The organism is Paenibacillus amylolyticus (assembly GCF_050990605.1).
GTDB classification, from domain to species: Bacteria; Bacillota; Bacilli; order Paenibacillales; family Paenibacillaceae; genus Paenibacillus; species Paenibacillus amylolyticus_H.
In genome coordinates this window covers 497,796-516,120 of record NZ_CP158832.1, presented here as the reverse complement: position 1 = coordinate 516,120, position 18,325 = coordinate 497,796, and the positions used below count along the sequence as shown (strand labels likewise).

The window sequence follows — 18,325 nt, the reverse complement described above, 5'->3', positions numbered from 1 at the left end:
GAATGTTCAAGGTCACAGCCACGTCTCACCCTGAAGAGAAATCAGGCCACGCAGCTCATCATCCGACATCTCGGTCAGCCAATTCTCGCCTGAACCAACGACCTGCTCGGAGAGTGCCTTCTTACTCTCAATCAGCTCATCAATCCGTTCCTCCAGTGTTCCCTGACAGATCAACTTATGCACTTGCACGTTGCGATTCTGCCCAATTCGGAATACACGGTCCGTCGCCTGATTTTCAACCGCAGGATTCCACCACCGGTCGTAGTGAACAACATGACTCGCCCGTGTCAGATTCAGACCTACTCCTCCGGCACGAAGAGACAGAACAAACAAGGACGGACCCTCTCCTTTTTGGAAAGTCTCTACCATCTCATCCCTTTGCGCCTTCGACACACCCCCATGCAGGAAATATGGCTCTTCCTCATATCGCTGTTTCAACCTCGATACCAACAGATCTCCCATAGCAACATACTGCGTGAAGATCAGGGCCGATTCCCCGTTATCCCGGATCGCGTCGAGCAATTCAAGCAATCGTTCCATCTTACCGGATGCCTCAGCCTTTCCGTGGTCTTTCCGATTGCTGTCCGCCAGCACCGGATGATCACAGATCTGCTTGAGCTTGGTCAGTGAGGACAGAACAATCCCCTTCCGGGCAATGCCATTTCTGCCGTCCAGACCACCCATCAGATCATCCACCACACGCTGGTACAACACCGTCTGCTCCGGCGTCAGAGAACAATAGGATTTCAGTTCAAGCTTCTCTGGCAGATCCTTGCGAATATCCGGATCACTTTTCAGCCTGCGCAGCATGAATGGAGATACCAGTCGATGAAGCTCACGCAAGGATGCTGCATTTTCTTCGGATGGTCCCAGCCCCGTATACCGCTGGCGGAACGATGAAGCTGTGCCCAGATACCCCGGATTGAGAAACTGGAATATCGACCAAAGTTCGCTCAATCGGTTCTCTACAGGCGTTCCCGTCATCGCAATACGATGAAGTGTAGACAGGCGCATCACACTTTGCGCTTGCTTGGTACGGTAGTTCTTAATATATTGTGCCTCATCCAGCACAACGGTGGACCAGTGCAATGAAGCCAGATCCAGGCCATCTCTGCCTGCCAGATGATAGGTCGTTAGGACAATGTCATGCGTCTGCGCTTCTGCCTGAAAATCATTCCCGTGTAGCCGTTGTCCGCCATGATGAATGTACAGCGACAGATCCGGGGCAAACCGCTTCAGCTCACGCTGCCAGTTTCCAAGCAGCGAGGTAGGACACACAATAAGTGCAGGCAGATGAACAGGCTGCTCATTCGTGTGCTGACCTCCCGGGAAAGAATCATCCGATCCATTCAACAGCTCATTCTCACGCGCTTCCTCTTCTGCTGCCTGGCGTTCCTCGTGTTTGCGGTCCAGCAGACAGGTAATGACCTGAATTGTCTTCCCAAGTCCCATATCGTCCGCGAGACATACGCCAAAGCCTAGCTCACGCATCGCCGATAACCATTGGTAGCCTCGTTCCTGATAGGGTCTTAGTTCACCATGCAATTCTGCCGGAACCTGACGGGGCTCAATGCTGCGAAGCACCTGTCCATCGAGCAGGAAAGCGAGCATTCCATCGGATTCGGCACCAAAGACGGAAAGGCCCTTCCATGCGGAATCCTCCCCTTCATCCGCTGCCAGATGCAGCCATTCGGAGAGAGGCATATATTGTTCTTCTTCTTTTTTCATATAACGAAGGACTTGGCGAATCTCTTTTGTGTCCACTTCAATCCATTCACCGCGGAACATGACATACGGGACCGTGGATTCAGCGAGCGCTGCCAGTTCCTCCGCCGTTACCGGTTTACCATCCAGCATAGGCTCCGCCTTGAAAGCAACCAATTGTTCCATGCCCAGTGCCGATGTGGCTCCAGGCAACCGCTCTGTTCCACGATTCAACATCTGCAGGCGGAGTCCCGCACGACGTTTCCCGGCACGACTCCATCTTGAAGGCATGAGAACGGTTATCCCGGCCTTCTGCAAACGTGGAACTGCATGCGTGAGAAATTCAAAGAAACCCTGCTGCTCCAGCTTAATTCCCTCCGGACGAGCGGTAAGCAGCGCCGTCTCCAGTTCAGGTGCCATTTCTGCTGCTTGCCCGAGTGCCATCAATAATTGCTCTGCCGCCGAGGTGTATAACACCTTCCCCCGGTCCAGATCTCGCTCCGGATGGGCCCAGATGGTCCGTGCAGGCAACCTCAGGCTTGGTTCCTGCTCACTGTCCACCCAAAAGCTTATTCCCCAGATCGTTTCATGTTCGCCCAGTGGAGGCTCCAAGCGGAGCACCAGCTTCAGTTGGCCTTCAGCAGGCGCCAACTCTTCTGCTCCCACGATTGGCATTGACGTTCCACCAACTTCTTGCAGCGTATGAATAAACGCTGTCATATCGTCCGTCGGCCCTTGCACCGTCACAGGACGGAACATCGAGATCAGACTGTTCCACCAGAGTTCGGCTACTGGCGAAGATCCGCGTCGATATGGGGTGCGGTAACGGGACAGTTCGCTGTCCATGCCCTCCAGTTCACTTGTCACTACAGCATGAATCATGCCACTCATGAATGAAAATAATACCGCAGCTCCTGCTTCTTCACGCGTATCCGGTTCCAATGAAGCATAAGCTCCAGGAGCAGAAAGTCCAATCGGAGGCATCGCTTCAGCAAGGTCGCGGAAGCGTTCGATGTCCTCCTCCTGCTGCAAGCGTGGCCGCCATACGCCTGTCAATGTCTCTTGCCCGGTCCGTCGCCGTGCTCCGGTCTTTGCTGCGAATTCAGCCGATGGAGCAATGGCTCCTCGCAACAGCAGCTCCTGTGTGAACTGCGCTGCTTTGATCCAGTAACGCATCTCTTCTCCAACCTGAATTCCGGCTGCATTTAACAAACGGTCATCCCATTGCAGCAGCAACCTGAAGGCATCCTTAGGCGAGACTGCCAATCCTTCCAATGTGCGCCCCAGCAGTTGACGCCGCTTCGTGTTCTTCGCTTCAGCCGTGTTCCTCAGCGGATTCGGCCAGCGCAGCTCCGCAAGACGCAGAGCGGCAGGCTGAAACAGACGACCCCCGTCGCCAAAATTCAACCTTCTTACCACGTGGCTCCATGCATCCACACGCGGTTCCGATGTTTCACCGGAAAAACAAAAAAATACGTCACCAAGCCATACTCCATACAGCGATTGCATCATTAAAGTCTCCCGTCATCCCTTCGCATTGTTACTCTCCATCATATACGAAAATGATCGGTTTTAAAAACCTTTGCCCACAAAAAGTGGTTATTTCAATCGTTATCGGCACAAAAAAATGTCCCTTCTCCCGAAAAGCGGATGAGGAACATTTGGGTCAACCGAAGGATAATACTGAATATTCAAAGAATTACGGATCGTTACCTTACGATGATCTGATCAAGCTGCCCAGCAATACATCCAGATTCAAAATGCCTGCACGATGATCTTCACAGAACCCGATTTTGTCAAAAACGCCAAGCATGAAACGGCGGTGTTCCTCAGCTGGTTCCTCGAAACGATCGTAACTTACGACAGAATCGACCATATCGACGATCAGCGGTACAAATCCTCCTTTGTAAGGCACCACAATAATACGTGTAGAAGAGGTATCCTCCTGATCCGACATGCCTAACAATACACGAAGACTTACCACCGAAACTACCTTACCGTACAGCGAAGCAAAACCTCTGATCTCTGGACTTCCAAACGGGACCGTTGTCACCTGCACCATTCTGATAATCTCATGAACTTCATCAATCCGTAGTGCAAAGATCTGGTCTCCTACCGAAAAATTAATATATTGCATTCCCTCGTCCATAGTTATCCCCATACCCTCTCATTCCGTATAATCAGACTACTTTCGTCTCATTAGATGTTACTTTGGTGTATCGGTTATTTTTGACCAAATGTTTAGGCTTCAGATCAATTTTGCCAACTTCAACAGACGTTGCATTACGGTTGCTGTCTCCGCTCTGCTCATTTGCCCTGCTGTGGAGGGTGGTGGAAATCAGTCGTTTTAATATTGAGCGTAAGTAACCTGACATCGGATTGAAAAATTATATTCAAAAAAAGACCAAAGATCAGCTTTATGCCGATTTTTGGTCTTTTTTATCCCCATATATTATGGATCTGTTTCTATGTTTTCAAATACTTGGAACAAAAAAGCGTTATTCCTGTGGATAACTTGTTTAATTACCCCAAAACGACTGTTTTATCGCATGAAAACGCGAGTTATACCTGATTTGTGGATAAGTTGTGCACATATTGCACACATGCTGTGGATATCTTTGGCGTTTCATGTGGATATTCATTAATTTAATGTGGACATGTTGTGTATTTGTTTGTAAATCTGACGTAAAATCTGAATTTCCGCTTCAGTTATCCATTACTGTGGACACGTTGTGGACACGCCCAATTTCCTTCGCTGTAGTTATTCGACCAATTCACCCTGACGCATGATCAGCTTGTCATCGATGTACACGTCCGGCTTTTGTACAACTGCATCAATATGAACACCCGCGGCAATCGTTCCACCAAATGTGTTATTGCTGCCAAAGGCCACATGAATTGTCCCGTACACCTTCTCATCTTCCAGCACCACACCTGTGATTCGTGCCTTGTTATTGGTACCGATCCCGAATTCGCCGAGAAAACGACCATCGCCCTCACCAAGCGTTTCCAGTAATTGAGCCCCATCTGGTCCTTCGGCTGACACCAACCGTCCTTCACTAACGGTTAATAACATCGGTTCACGGAGTGCCCCAATTCCAGCAACGGAACCATCTACAACAATACTGCCCTCGCCCTTGCCCTCAACGGGAGCAATATAGGCTTCTCCTGACGGCAAGTTGCCCGATTCACCAGGGTTCAAATACATACCTGTGCTTGGTACACCGTTACGATCTTCAATGGAAAAGGAAAGGCTATGGCCCTGCTTCTCTATTCGCACATGGCGACCTGCGGTTAATAGAGCTGTTACCTTCTCGGTCAACGCCTTTACTTGCGAATATTCAGCTGTAATGGCTCCGTTCATAAACATATCCTCTGTCATGCCGGGCATCGTTGCAACTCGGGTTCCTGAAGCAGCGGCTTGTTTGCGTGCCTGGGTATGTGTTAATGAATATCGCGTTACACACACGGCTACATCTGCTCGAATCATGGCTTCTGCAATCGGCGCAGGTGGCTCTTCTCCAGATCTGCTGCGTTCCTTCATGATTAACAGGACTGATTCTGCTCCAAGTGCTTTGCCTGCCTCATAGATGGATTCAGCCAGATCCCGTTTCATATCGTCTGCGATAACTACCAGATTCTCTCCGCTGCGCAGTCCGAGACATTCGGTTAGCACATTTTTACTGATTTCCACACGTTGCTTGCTCATACATTCATCTCTCCTGTCTTTGGTTCAGCTCTCAAAAGTCGACTTGACCCTTTCGACAATTGGCACGGGATTCCTGCATGTCCAAACCTGAACTCACCTTAAGGTATCGGCCCATTCGGCGAGGATTGCAGCTGTTTCCTTATACTGAAACGTCGGAAAGTAATGTCCATAGGATACATCTATCCGTTTGACCTGTGAGTTCATATCCTGGGGATAGTGATATTCCTGATCTTGATTGGCCCATACAACTAATACATTCTTGGCATAATGCTGACTTTCCATTTTCGCCCACAACGTTGATCTGGCTCCTTTCCTCTGACCCGAGTGGATCCACCGCAATAAGTCTGCATGTGCTCCTGCAATGCGAGGGGACTGGAGACTGGAGCGTATTCTCTTGCCCATGGTATCGGCCATAACACCGTTGTCGCCTACGCCGCTATGTGAACTGAACATTTGATTCCAACTTTTCTCCGATCTGCCACGCAGCAGGGAGCGCATCACCCCTCTTGGCAAACGGGAAATCCATCTCAGCACATTTGGATTCGAATTGTTAGCTACTGGCTGAAGCAACCCCAGCCGAATGTCTGTCCGCCCGCTACGCATCTGTGCCGCAGCTGCAATAGCAGCACCGATCGAATGCCCCACCAGCTTCACCGGACCTTCAAACTCACCAAGAGCCGTAAGCAGTGCATCCACCTGACCTTCAAACGCTTCATCTCCCTGATGCACCGGGGACCGTCCGAATCCGGCGAGATCGATTAACCATACCGGGTTCCCGGTCCGGTCCCTAAGCTGTTTTCCTAACGGTAACATCTCATCCGCAGATTGAAGCAAACCATGCACAATAATCCAAGGCTCTCCCTCTCCCTCTCCCTCCCAACCAAACATAGCCATATTTCCACTTCGTGACCGAATATAATCTGTCGGAAAACCATCAGGTAACGGCGTATACCGCAGACGATAGTCCAGATCGGCTGTAACCAGCGGAAGCTGTTCCCGGATATCCGGCCAGGATTGTCCCATACGTGTGAACAGAGCCTCCGTCTCTTCAACCTGGAATGACCTATTGGTAATAAAAGCAACCGACTCCGCTGGAACACCACTGATACGTGAACCACCTGACTTCATGATCCATTGAATCCATGGTAGTGGCACAGCCCCTTTGGGCTTGGGTACGTCCAATTGCTGCGCCAAGAGTTGCAGCAGTTCCTTCATATTGGGACTGTCTTCCTTCCGCGCCAACAGTGGATAAGTTCCTCCGACTGGAGCAGCTTCCCTGGATAGAAAAACAAGCGTCTGTGCAACAATGTCATTCTCCACAAGCGGTAACCAATAGGATGAACCTCCCGGCACTACCGGCATAAGTCCTTTCTGAATCGCCTGAATGAGCAGGCCAATCCCACCCGTTTGCTCGGTTTCACCTGTGGGACGTGGCCCAACCACTGTACTCGGATTTACAACGGATAAGGGATAGTGATGCTGTTCTGCATACTCGCGAATATGCAAATCGGCATGAAACTTCATCTCTTCATATGCACTTTCATTGTTATCCACATGCTCAACCTGTAGATAATTCCCCTGTTCATTCCGCTCTCCATAAGGACTCATATAACCAACAACGTGGATAAAGTGTCTCAATCCATGAGTACGGTGAATTTCCTGTGCTAGCTGTGCCACTTCTCTGGCCCCGTTCATGAATATCTGCTCGGCTACTTTTCGTTCCAAAGTGACGTCCATCGTTCCACCCGCATGGATGATCACATTTGCTTCAAGAGCACGCTCCCGGTCCGTTGCGGTAAGGCCAAGACCCGACATGGACAAATCACCTGTAATAAAGGTAATTCGGTCGAAATCCTTCACTCCATAAGCCTTCAGCACAGTTCTGGCTCGCTGTTCCGAACGAACCAGCAAGAGTAATTGAGCTTCTCCTTGCGTGAGCTGTTTGACCGTTTCTTTGCCGATAAAACCAGTGCTTCCTGTCATAAAAATGGTCGTACTTGCCATATCAGACTTGCTTATTACCTGATTCATGTTTGTTGTATGTACATTCATTCTGTTACGGCTCCTTTTAGTACTATACAGTACTATTTATATTCAAAAAAAGAGCTTCGATTAACGAAGCATCTGACAAAACGTACGTGCCGATTGTTCAATAATCCCAACATCACGAGCAGTTCCCGCTAGGATTAGTGAACCTTCCAATGCTGCAATAAACAACAAAGCGGCCGGTCCCGGTTCGATTCCCTTGCGAAATTCACCACGATCCAAACCTTGCTCAAACAACTTCTCCACCATAGGTCTAAGCTCACGAAAGAATCTGGATATGCTTTCCTTCACTTGGGGTGCACTGTCCGGTGTCTGCATATATAACGTAACAAAAGGGCAGCTCCCTTCGTAATTTCGTCCCTCAATACCTGCCGACAGCAATGCCATAAATGAGTAGATACGCTCCTCCACTCCTCGCTCACGCTGACTGAGCAGCAGATACAGTTCCGACTCATACTGGGCAATCCAGTATTGAACTACAGCCTGAAGCAGTTCCTCCTTGTTTTTAAAATGATAATAAATATTAGACTTGGATACCCCACTCACTCGCACGACTTCATCCATGCTGACGTAGCTGTACCCCTGACGCAGAAATAATTGTGCCGCCACTTCGACTGCCTTGGTCCGGTTCACTGGATTGGAACTCTTGGATTTGGCAGCTCCCGTGTTCATTTTTTGATTTGTCATATTTAGAACTATACAGTACTAGTCGATTGAAAACAAGTATTTCTGTTAACAAAAGATCCTCTTTCGCTCAAGCTACTCCTTACTTGTCCACATTTAGGTTATTATACACACAGGATATCCACATATAGTATTAAGTGTGTGTTAAATACGTCATGAGATCGTTAAACTGCTTTTGGGTTATCCACATTTCAGGGTTATTAACATCTATCGTTTTTCCAGCGAGTACTTTTTTGGTTCCTCGAAAAAACAAAAACAGGCCAACCAGAATAAGATTTCTGGCTAACCTGTGAATACAGTCCATAATCCGGATTATTTTTTCAGACTATCCCAGTTCTGTTGCAACGCATCTAGCAATGCGGCTTTATCCGATTTGCCTGCAACGTAAGCCTGAATCGTGCTGCCATACTCTTGTGGAACCCCTTCAGGGAAACGGTTAAAGTTCCAGCTGAGTGTTTTATTTTCCTGGCTATACTTCATGATCTCTGTGGCGAGGTCACCCAGATCCTCTTCGGATGCCGTGATGGAACTGAACGCCGGGATGAATTTGAATTCTTTGGTCATGTATTGTTTCCCGATATCCGAAGTTACGAGCCATTCCAAAAACTCTTTTGCTTCCGTTTTCACTTGAGAGTTCTTGTTCACAACCCAATAGTTTGGCACGCCCACAAACAATTTGTCATTGGGTTCATTGTTAATTGGCATTGGCAGGATACCCAGATTCAGATCGGGATCGATTCCATCGATCTGTACTTGAGTCCAGTTCCCTTGCTGCATCATCGCCGCTTCTCCACTCGCAAACAATGTAACTTGCGTATTGTAGTCGGTTGTCAGCGGGTTTTTGTTGCTGTATTTCAGCGTTAAGTCGAGCAAGTTAATCCAGTCGTTAAACACCTGATTACCAGGAATTTTCTCCTTGCTTTCGTTCAAACCCTGAATGAATTTCACCGGATCTGCCTGATTGGCAAATGCCACGTTTACGTTATGATTGCCCAGCACCCACCACTCCTGATATCCGTTCGAGAATGGCGTAATGCCTGCGGCTTGAAGTTTCTGTGCAGCTTGATCCAATTGTTCCAGTGTCGTTGGAATTTCGGTAATACCCGCTTTTTGGAAGAGGTCTTTGTTATAAATGAAACCATAACCCTCCAGCGCCAGCGGCTGTCCATATAGCTTGCCGTCTTTGGTCATTGGCTCTTTGGCTACTTCAAGCGCATCCTTGGCCCATGATTCTCCAGACAGATCTTCCAGATATTCAAGCCATGTATCCAATTCACGATAACCACCTACGTTGAAAATATCCGGTTGTTCGCCTGCGGCAAACTTGGCTTTCAATGCAGCACCGTAGTCACTGCCACCACCTACGGTTTGAATGTCCAGTTTAACGCCTGGATGGGAGGATTCGTACTCCGCTTTGAGACGATTAAGAGCTTCCGCAATTTCGACTTTGAATTGGAAGATTTTAATGGTTTTGTCCCCGGCAGCAGCCTCGCTACCACCTTGAGCATCCGTGTTGACCGGACTGCCACTCTTGTCCCCATTGCCACAACCCGCGAGCATTACCGAAAAAGCAATCAGCATAAGCAACGTCAACTTCGTCATTCTTTTCATACATACACTCTCCCTATAGTAGTTTCAGTATAACAGTTCCACTAATGAATATTTACACTGGCACTCCGATGACAGAATAACCTTCCCTTGAAGCGTGTTTTCATTCTAACGAACCGAGCGCACGTTATTTCGTCGATTTGGTCGAATTTTAAGGCTCAGACGCCGCTTTACACCCGAATAACGTTACTGAGGTTCGTTAAAATTTGTATTCCTTGATTATCCACCTATTAAGATGCGATGGATTCGTTAGCGCTTTGGACAGGGCCCATACCATCACTTCACTCTGCAGAAGAAATTTCTGGCTATACAAGCTTCTTTCTTGGTCATTTCTCTTTATCGGTCTTTTCTCTTCAGGAATCATGCCCAAGCTATGCGGGCGTGACTCCCCTTTGCACACCTCCATGCGAGGTGGGAGCAAAGGGATCAAGAATGCGTTGCAGGAGCGGAGCGTTCGCCTTTGAACCTCGGTGGCTTCCTTGCCCTAATCCATTCAGGCCACCGAGGAGCAACAGCGACCGAAAGCGCACCTTGATCCCGCCAGCGACCCTGCCCTCGCAACACTTACCCTTTAACTGATCCAGCGGTAATCCCCTGAATGATATACTTCTGCATCAGCAGGAAGAAGATAATGATTGGCATGATGCCCAGCACAAGTGCCGGCAAGGCCAGATCCCATTGCTTCGTATATTGTCCGAAGAGCGCAAAGGTTGCAATCGGGATCGTACGCAGGTTGGAGCTTTGCAGGATCAGGGACGGCAGCAGATAATCATTCCAGATCCAGAGTGTGTTCAGAATGATGACGGTCACATACATCGGTTTCATAAGTGGAAATACGATCCGGAAGAACACCCCGTAAGCAGAACTTCCATCCACCCGAGCCGCTTCCTCAATCTCCAGTGGGACGGATTTCACGAATCCGTGGAACAGGAAGACAGACATCGGTGCCCCGAAACCGAGATAACAGATGATAAGTCCCCCAAGGCTATCGATTAACCCGAGATTACTGGTTACCGTAACGAGTGGAATCATGATAGACTGGAACGGAATCACCATCGCGGCAATGAACATGCCGAACAAAATCCGGTTGAACCGGGTATCGCTGCGAACCATTCGGTACGCGGCCATGGAACTGATCAGCACAAGCAACAGATTGCTGACTACGGTAACGATAAGCGAGTTCATCAGCGCGGACGGGAAGTTAATTTTCTCCCAGGCGTTCGCATAGTTGCCCCATTGGAATACCTCCGGCCATGCAGCCGAATTGGTGAGCAGGTCACCAAAGGTTTTGACTGAATTGACAAACAGGAAGTAAAACGGAACCAGGAATAAAAGTCCAATGAGCACCATAATAATCTCGGTTAAAATGGTACTGAAGCGGTAATTTTTCGTCGTCTCCATTAGGCTTCTACCTCCTTGCTCTTCGTCAGACGTACCTGAATCATGGTGATGATGGCAACGATTACGAAGAACACGAGTGCTTTGGCGGTTCCGATGCCATATCTGTTATTCACAAAGGCTTCATTGTAAATATTAAGTGCAACCGACTCTGTTGATCCGAATGGTCCACCTTTGGTCAGTGACAGATTGAGATCAAACATTTTGAACGACCAGGAGATCGCCAGGAACAGACAGATCGTTACACCCGGCATAATGAGCGGAAGAATGATGCTCCGCAATACCTGCCATCGACTTGCGCCATCAATCTCGGCGGCTTCCAGCAGATCCGGGGATACATTCGTCAGAGATGAGATGTAGATGACCATCAGATATCCTGCGGTCTGCCATACAAACACAATCACGATTCCCCAGAAGGCGGTCGGTTCATCTCCTAGCCAAGGAAGGTTGAAGAAGGACCAGCCTGTTACATCGCCTACTGCTGAAAACCCTTTCACAAATATGAACTGCCAGATAAAGCCGAGCAACAACCCACCGATCACGTTAGGCATAAAAAAGATCGTACGCAGAATGTTTCTCGTCTTGAGCGGTTTGGTCAGGAAATAGGCCAGGAAAAAGCCAATCACATTGGTCAGTACCACACCAACTACGGTGAAGCGCACCGTAAACCAAAACGCCGTTTGGAACTTGGGATCATTCGCAAAAACATGCACGAAGTTATCGAACCCTACCCAATTAATGTTCTCGGATACCCCGTTCCAATCCGTGAAGGAATACACCATGCCAAGCAGGAAAGGGACCACGATGATGAGAATAAAAAACACGATGGAGGGACCCACGAACACGAGCTGCTGTAACAGCTGTGAAGATTTGCGATGCTTCATATCGTTCTCCCCTTCTATAGATGGATGAAATTGGTCTCTTTTTCTATTAAACCCCATTATCGCCGAGGGAAACACCGACCCTTGTGAACAGTTGGGGGTAAAATATTGTCCTCTCTTAACCTGCAACCAGAAGGGGTGTCCCGATGTCCAAGTACTACAGTATACGCACCAAATTGATTGCCTTTATGCTCATCGCTACCACACTTCCACTGCTTGCGTCGATCAGCATGACGTTTATCCAGACCAAGACGGCCCTGCGGGAACAAGCTGTTGAGGAAAATAAACGCCTGATCTACCAAGCGTCCACGAATCTCAATAACTATGTGGATAATGTGGCCAGAGCGTCGCTTGCTGTGTATAACGACCCGAACTTCCTTCGTAATCTGGCGAAGATTCCTGGGGATTATCGTGCAGTGGCCGAGGTGTATACTACTTTGCAGACAATTCGCGCTGCTGTGCCGGATGTGTTCCAGCTGTATTTGCACTCTTTTGCCGCCAATCAATCCACCTTAATTACGAACCCCTTTCCGAAGCGGGAGGAACGCAAACAGGCCTATTCCGGCTCCCTTCATGGAAATACAGGCGGTGATAGCCCGGATATCTGGGTGGAATCGGCCCATATGAGTCACACGTACGGATTCAAGGCTGCCTCCCCTGATGATCATGCAAGAACAGTCATTACTCTGCATCGGGTGATCAAGGATATTCCGTCCACCGAGCGTCTGGGTGTACTCGCCATTGATCTGAATATGAATACCATTGCAGCCATCTGTGGCAGGCTGTATGATCCGGCTAAGGAACAGATCTATGTTGTGGATGGTCAGAATCAGATCATTTACCAGGGACGTTCCGAGGTCAATCATACGGATGCACTGCGAGAGGAAACGGCTAGCGAACTGAATATCGCGCGATCTGGCGCAGGTTCAGCCCAGAATGTCGCAGGGCATTTTGAACAGGATCGTTCCATGTATGTATACCAGCAACTTGGCAGCACGTACGCTGACTGGACCATCGTCAAACAGATTCCGAATGAGACGTTATATGCCAGAGCGACCACACTTACGTGGAATAACGCGATGATTGCCATTGCAGCACTTGTATTGGTCATTGTTGCAACCTTATTCATCTCCATCCGAATCACCGGTCCACTCAAGCAACTCATGCGTTATATGAACCAGATCCAAGCCGGGCGTCTGCATGTGGATATCCATCTATCCAGCCGAGATGAATTTGGGGTGCTCGCTCGTCATTTCCGGGATATGATGGATACAGTAAATAATCTTATATTGCGGGAATATCGACTCGAAATCGCCAATAAGACGAATCAGCTCAAAGCGTTACAAGCGCAGATTCATCCGCATTTTCTATATAACACACTGCAATCGATCGGTACACTTGCCCTTCAACAGCAAGGACAACGGGCGTATACACTACTCTCTAGCCTGTCCAAAATGCTGCGCTACAGCATGCGGGATCAGACCTGCGTGACCTTACGCGAAGAGGCGGAGCATGCCCGATTATATCTGGAACTGCAGCAGGAGCGGTTTGGTGACCGCCTTGAGGTGGATTTGGATTTTGCCGAAGATACCTTGTCTGTCGAAATGCCAAGAATGACGTTACAACCTTTAATTGAGAACTATTTCAAACATGGGGCAGATATTCAGCCTGGCAAAGGTCACATCTCCCTATCCAGCCGCCGGATCAACGATCATTGGATTGAAATCGAACTGAATAATAACGGCCCCTCCATACCTGATGATAAATTACTGGAGATTCGGAGATGGCTTCATCCAAATCACACATCAACCGGGTTAGCCACGCAAGAATCCGATGAGTCCGAGTCCATCGGTCTACGAAATGTGATACGCCGACTTCAATTGAACTCACATCCCGGTCACTCAGCTACACTTGAGATCAGCAATCGGGAACCGAATGGTGTGAAGATCAGGGTTAAACTATACGCGGGAGAGTGAACAACATGAAGGCACTGCTTGTAGATGATGAAAAACATGTCCGCGATGCCATAAGGTTGCTTGGTCATTGGGAAGACTTTGGTATTGATACGTTACTTGAAGCAGCAGACGGGGAGGAAGCTATCGCCTCCATCACGGCACATCAGCCTCAGATTATTCTTAGTGACATGCGTATGCCGGGCAAAGACGGGATGGCATTACTTGAGTGGATATCGGCTCATGCCCCACACAGCAAGGTGCTGGTTATCAGCGGATATGATGATTTTGAACTTGTGAGGCATGCCATCAGGCATGGTGGCATGGACTACCTCCTGAAACCTGTGGAAGCAGATGAGCTGAATGCCTCTCTATTAAAGGCCGTTACCGCTTGGGAAGAGGAAGACGCCATTCGGATACAATCCACCAGGCAATCCATTGTCGTCAATCGAATGCGTCCCCACTACCAGGATCGTCTGCTTACCGAACTTGCCGTCGGAAGAGGCAGCAGCCCATCACACATGCAGCGATTGCAGGATGAGTTAAATCTCCCCCGTCTAATCCCTGTCTGTAGTGTCGCTGTCACCAGCCTGTCCCATCTGGATGCAGATTGTCTGGCAAAATACCGCAGTCAACCCGACCTGCTTGTATTCTCGGTACTCAATATCTGTGCCGAGATGTTATCCACACCAGACGAAGGCGTAATGTTTCGTCAGTTGGATCAACCGGACGAGCTTGTTCTGCTGCATTGGGGTCCATCCACTTCATTGGAACAGATTCTGGACAAGGTCAATCATGGATTGGAGCAGACGATTCAGCGCCGGCTTCATTATGGCATCTCCATCTGTGAGTCCTACCCTGGCGGAATCTCTGCAGCCTATCTGGAAGCAGGTTCAAGGCTGTGGAGACGTAATGCTGTGCAAACCAAACAGCGAATCCATGCTTCAGTTGAATCATCAAATGGGAATAAAATCAGGCGTTTAACCGCCAATGAAGAACCCCTGCGTATGGCAGCCATGAGCTGCCGGGCTTCCAGTGTATCTGCTGCGGTCGCGGAGTGGCTTGACCCGATTACTGATCTTGAAGTTGTCAGTGCTGAGCAGATCCAGCAATGGATCGATGAGCTGGAATGGATGCTGAACCGCTGGCTTGATGATACGGCAGGTTCGTCATTCAAAGAGGAAGAAGTGACGGAAGAACAGTCTATCCCCTTTGCCGAGTTACCTTTGGACGCTGAAGGACTGTTATCCTTCCCCCTGCTTCGTTCATTGTTGGAACAACGACTGCTTGCCGCAGGAAAGGCGCTCACCGCTCATCACCACGCCAATCCTGATCCCATGAGTGAGATTGCACGTTATATGGACGCCCATTATCAGGAGGACCTGTCCTTACAGCAGATTGCGGCGCGTTTCTATCTGAGCCGGGAATATATCTCCCGCAAATTCAAACAGCAATTTGGTCTGAACTGGTCGGAATATCTGGGCAAACTGCGGATCAACAACGCCAAGCTGTTACTGCAAAATCCTTCCCTGCGAGTCGCCAAAATCTCGGAGATGGTTGGATTCCAGGATGAAAAATATTTCAGCAAAGTGTTCAAAAAAATGGAGGGCATCTCGCCAGCAGAATATCGTAAAACAATATTGGAGGCCGGTATGTAACGAGTACCAGCTCCAGATAAAAGAGAGTACTCCCGGGATATCCAATCGGGAGTACTCTCTTTCATTTTACTTTTACAGAGAACCGCTTATTTCATGACGGTTGTTTATCTCTTTCTTTTCTAAGAATCCCGCAAAATCACCCCAGGTACAAGTCGAATGTAGATGAGCTCCCCTGCAAGCTCCACCATCGTCTGTGTAACAATAACAGCCGCAGCTATGGTTGCCCATTCCGGAGGGAGTGCCAGCGCAAGTGGCAGAACGACCAGCGAATTCCGTGTGGCTGAACTGAAAATCAACGCCCGCCCAGCGCCTGGATTCAATTGGAATCCATTGGCAATGATCCGAGATATCCAAGGCATAATGATTAGAAAAGCAACATAGATCGGGATCACGTTCACGATAATCGGCATATCATTGTAAACTTTGCCAATCTGGGAAGCGACAACCACGATCAGCGCGAGTGCCATCATTGGAACCGGTAGCCACGCCGTCGCATTCATGACCCGCTCACCGCTCGCTTTACCTCTTGTGAAAATTTGTGTAACGACAGCGAGCAACAGTGGAATCACGATCAGGAACAGAAAGGCCTTTACGAATGGCTCTACCTGCATGACCTGCGCTACCTCAGCACCCATCAATAGCCATAAATAAAACGGCAACAGGATCATTTGTACTACAAACAGAAGAGGTGTTGCGGCCAGCATCAGTTTCTCATTGCCCCTGCCGAGTTGTGTGAACACTATGACGTAATCAATACAGGGTGTTAACAGTACCAGATAGACTCCGATCAGAACGCCTGGTGATTGCGGAAAGACCAGTGTAAGCAACCATACGACTACAGGTACAACGATAAAATTAGCTACCAGTAACGCGCCCATAAATCGCAGGTTGGACCAGGACTCTTTTAATTGTAAAAAGGGAATCTGTACAAACATGCTATATAACAGAACGGCAAGAACCGGGGACACGGTGTAGTGTAGAACATTTCCCCATGTTGGATTACTCAGCCCTATTACTGCTCCTAAAAACAGTGCGACGACATAGAACCAGGTCTGCTGTGTCTCCATGGTTTCTCGCGTGAGCATTCTCTTCCTCCTCTTCTAATAGGACATCGTGGGCATGGACATATTTCTGCTTCGTTTCGCGTACATTGGGACAGAGTACCATTCCTTCGTAGCGGCAGAGCACAAGGATCTGAAAGATCAACTTGTGAATTTTTTGCGGCTGTTATTAGAATGGGCAAGAACTGGGTATATTCATTGTAGACTGACCCGTGGTTCATTCATTCGTTAAACCAAGGAGGAAACACAATGTCACGTAACAATCCGTACAAGTGGTTAAACGCCATTGGTTTTATCGCTGTAATCATCGTGAACTACCTTTCCAACGCTCTGCCAATCGGGGGCAGAACCAACAAGGAAGTATCGGATATGTATCCTGTGCTGCTCACACCTTCTGGCTATGCCTTCGCTATATGGGGTTTGATCTACTTGCTGCTTGCAGGGTTTGTGATCTATCAGTTCGTGCCTGCTTCGTGGAAAAGGGATTCCATCACCCGCCTCGGGTATTGGTTCCTGGCAAGCTGTGCCTTTAACGTAGCCTGGATTTTCGCTTTTCAAAACTTGCAGATCGGTCTCGCTTTACTGATTATTGTACTGCTTCTGTTGTCTCTGATCGTGTTGTATGTAAAAACACGTACCATTACTGTTCCGACGACTGCTGAAATCTGGCTTGTGAAACTGCCGTTCAGCATCTATCTGGGATGGGTTAGCGTGGCAACGATCATCAATGCTGCTGTGCTGTTATATAAAATCGGCTGGGATGGTTTTGGTCTCAGCGAACCGACCTGGACGATCATTATGCTGATTGTGGGTATGGTGCTGGCTGTACTTGTTAGCTTCCGTTATCGGGATAGTGTATATCCACTGGTATTCACATGGGCGTATATCGCCATCGCCCTTAAACAAAAGGATGTCACTTCCGTATATTATACGGCAATCATCATTGCGATCGTACTGGCAATCTACGCGATATGGCTGTTCTTCGCCCGTAATCAGGATCGCGATTGAGCGACTGCCATTCTAACGCAAAAACATAAAGCAAAAAGCCGATTCTGGTCATTTTCATTCGACCTGAAATCGGCTTTTTATATATAGCGGCGTGAATGAGGACTGTCCTATTTAAGGGCAATTACCTCAATCTCCACCAGTGCATCTTTTGGCAAACGGGCAACTTCCACTGCACTGCGTGCAGGATACGGCTGTTCAAAGAATGTACTATACACTTCATTCACAGGAACGAAGTCATTCATGTCCTTCAGGAACACCGTCGTTTTCACGATTTTATCCATGCTTGTGCCTGCTGCTTCAAGGATAGCCTTCACATTGCTCAGGGACAGACGTGTCTGCTCTTGTACATCTGCGCCGAACTCTCCTGTTTGGGGATTCAGACCAAGCTGTCCGGAAGTGTAGATGAAATCGCCCGCATCAACGGCTTGACTGTATGGACCAATGGCGCCTGGCGCCTGATCGGTAGAGATTGGTTTTTTCATGGACGAGTTCTCCTTCATGTTCGTTATCCTGCTGCCGCATGGAGTCAGGGTTCGAACTCATTTTTGTTGCTTATTATAACACGATCTACCTCAAGCGAGAAACGCTCCTCACTATCCACATGAAGTAAACGGCT

13 protein-coding genes are annotated in these 18,325 nt (G+C 48.6%); 3 read left to right on the top strand and 10 right to left on the bottom strand.

The features are described 5' to 3' along the window. Positions 1-12 precede the first annotated feature (12 nt). The 8 genes from ABTV53_RS02390 to ABTV53_RS02355 all read right to left on the bottom strand — a co-directional run bounded on the left by ABTV53_RS02390 (position 13) and on the right by ABTV53_RS02355 (position 12,033). On the bottom strand, positions 13-3,216 hold the full coding sequence (locus ABTV53_RS02390) for a DEAD/DEAH box helicase (RefSeq protein WP_433750205.1): 3,204 nt from the start codon (positions 3,214-3,216) through the stop codon (positions 13-15). Positions 3,217-3,418: 202 nt separating this feature from the next. Further along, entirely contained in the window at positions 3,419-3,853 is a 435-nt protein-coding gene (locus tag ABTV53_RS02385; protein WP_433750203.1) for a chemotaxis protein CheW, read from the bottom strand. A gap of 612 nt (positions 3,854-4,465) precedes the next feature. Continuing rightward, complete coding sequence (locus ABTV53_RS02380; RefSeq protein ID WP_433750200.1) at positions 4,466-5,413, bottom strand: aminopeptidase; 948 nt, start codon at positions 5,411-5,413, stop codon at positions 4,466-4,468. A gap of 93 nt (positions 5,414-5,506) precedes the next feature. Then, positions 5,507-7,465 (bottom strand): alpha/beta fold hydrolase, encoded by a 1,959-nt coding sequence (locus tag ABTV53_RS02375; protein WP_433750197.1) that lies wholly within the window; start codon positions 7,463-7,465, stop codon positions 5,507-5,509. Between the two features lie 60 nt (positions 7,466-7,525). Then, positions 7,526-8,092, bottom strand: coding sequence for a TetR/AcrR family transcriptional regulator (locus ABTV53_RS02370; RefSeq protein ID WP_433750194.1), 567 nt, complete (start codon positions 8,090-8,092; stop codon positions 7,526-7,528). Between the two features lie 363 nt (positions 8,093-8,455). Continuing rightward, positions 8,456-9,754, bottom strand: a complete 1,299-nt coding sequence (locus ABTV53_RS02365; RefSeq protein WP_433750191.1) for an ABC transporter substrate-binding protein — start codon at positions 9,752-9,754, stop codon at positions 8,456-8,458. 561 nt (positions 9,755-10,315) lie between these two features. Beyond that, positions 10,316-11,152 carry a carbohydrate ABC transporter permease gene (locus tag ABTV53_RS02360; protein WP_253429649.1) on the bottom strand — a complete coding sequence of 279 codons (837 nt, stop codon included), beginning with the start codon at positions 11,150-11,152 and terminating at the stop codon, positions 10,316-10,318. Next, positions 11,152-12,033, bottom strand: a complete 882-nt coding sequence (locus ABTV53_RS02355; RefSeq protein WP_036607341.1) for a carbohydrate ABC transporter permease — start codon at positions 12,031-12,033, stop codon at positions 11,152-11,154. The genes ABTV53_RS02360 and ABTV53_RS02355 overlap by 1 nt, the downstream gene beginning before the upstream one ends. A 143-nt stretch (positions 12,034-12,176) precedes the next feature. On the opposite strand from ABTV53_RS02355, the gene ABTV53_RS02350 reads away from it, so the two are divergent. Next, positions 12,177-14,006, top strand: coding sequence for a cache domain-containing sensor histidine kinase (locus tag ABTV53_RS02350; RefSeq protein WP_433750187.1), 1,830 nt, complete (start codon positions 12,177-12,179; stop codon positions 14,004-14,006). 5 nt (positions 14,007-14,011) lie between these two features. Continuing rightward, positions 14,012-15,640, top strand: a complete 1,629-nt coding sequence (locus ABTV53_RS02345; protein ID WP_433750184.1) for a response regulator transcription factor — start codon at positions 14,012-14,014, stop codon at positions 15,638-15,640. A 119-nt stretch (positions 15,641-15,759) separates the two neighbouring features. Here ABTV53_RS02345 and ABTV53_RS02340 read toward each other — a convergent pair whose 3' ends face one another. Next, entirely contained in the window at positions 15,760-16,725 is a 966-nt protein-coding gene (locus ABTV53_RS02340) for an arsenic resistance protein (protein WP_433750181.1), read from the bottom strand. Between the two features lie 225 nt (positions 16,726-16,950). On the opposite strand from ABTV53_RS02340, the gene ABTV53_RS02335 reads away from it, so the two are divergent. Then, positions 16,951-17,709 (top strand): tryptophan-rich sensory protein, encoded by a 759-nt coding sequence (locus tag ABTV53_RS02335; protein WP_433750178.1) that lies wholly within the window; start codon positions 16,951-16,953, stop codon positions 17,707-17,709. A gap of 107 nt (positions 17,710-17,816) precedes the next feature. Here ABTV53_RS02335 and ABTV53_RS02330 read toward each other — a convergent pair whose 3' ends face one another. After that, on the bottom strand, positions 17,817-18,191 hold the full coding sequence (locus ABTV53_RS02330; protein WP_017690870.1) for a RidA family protein: 375 nt from the start codon (positions 18,189-18,191) through the stop codon (positions 17,817-17,819). Between the last annotated feature and the right edge of the window lie 134 nt (positions 18,192-18,325).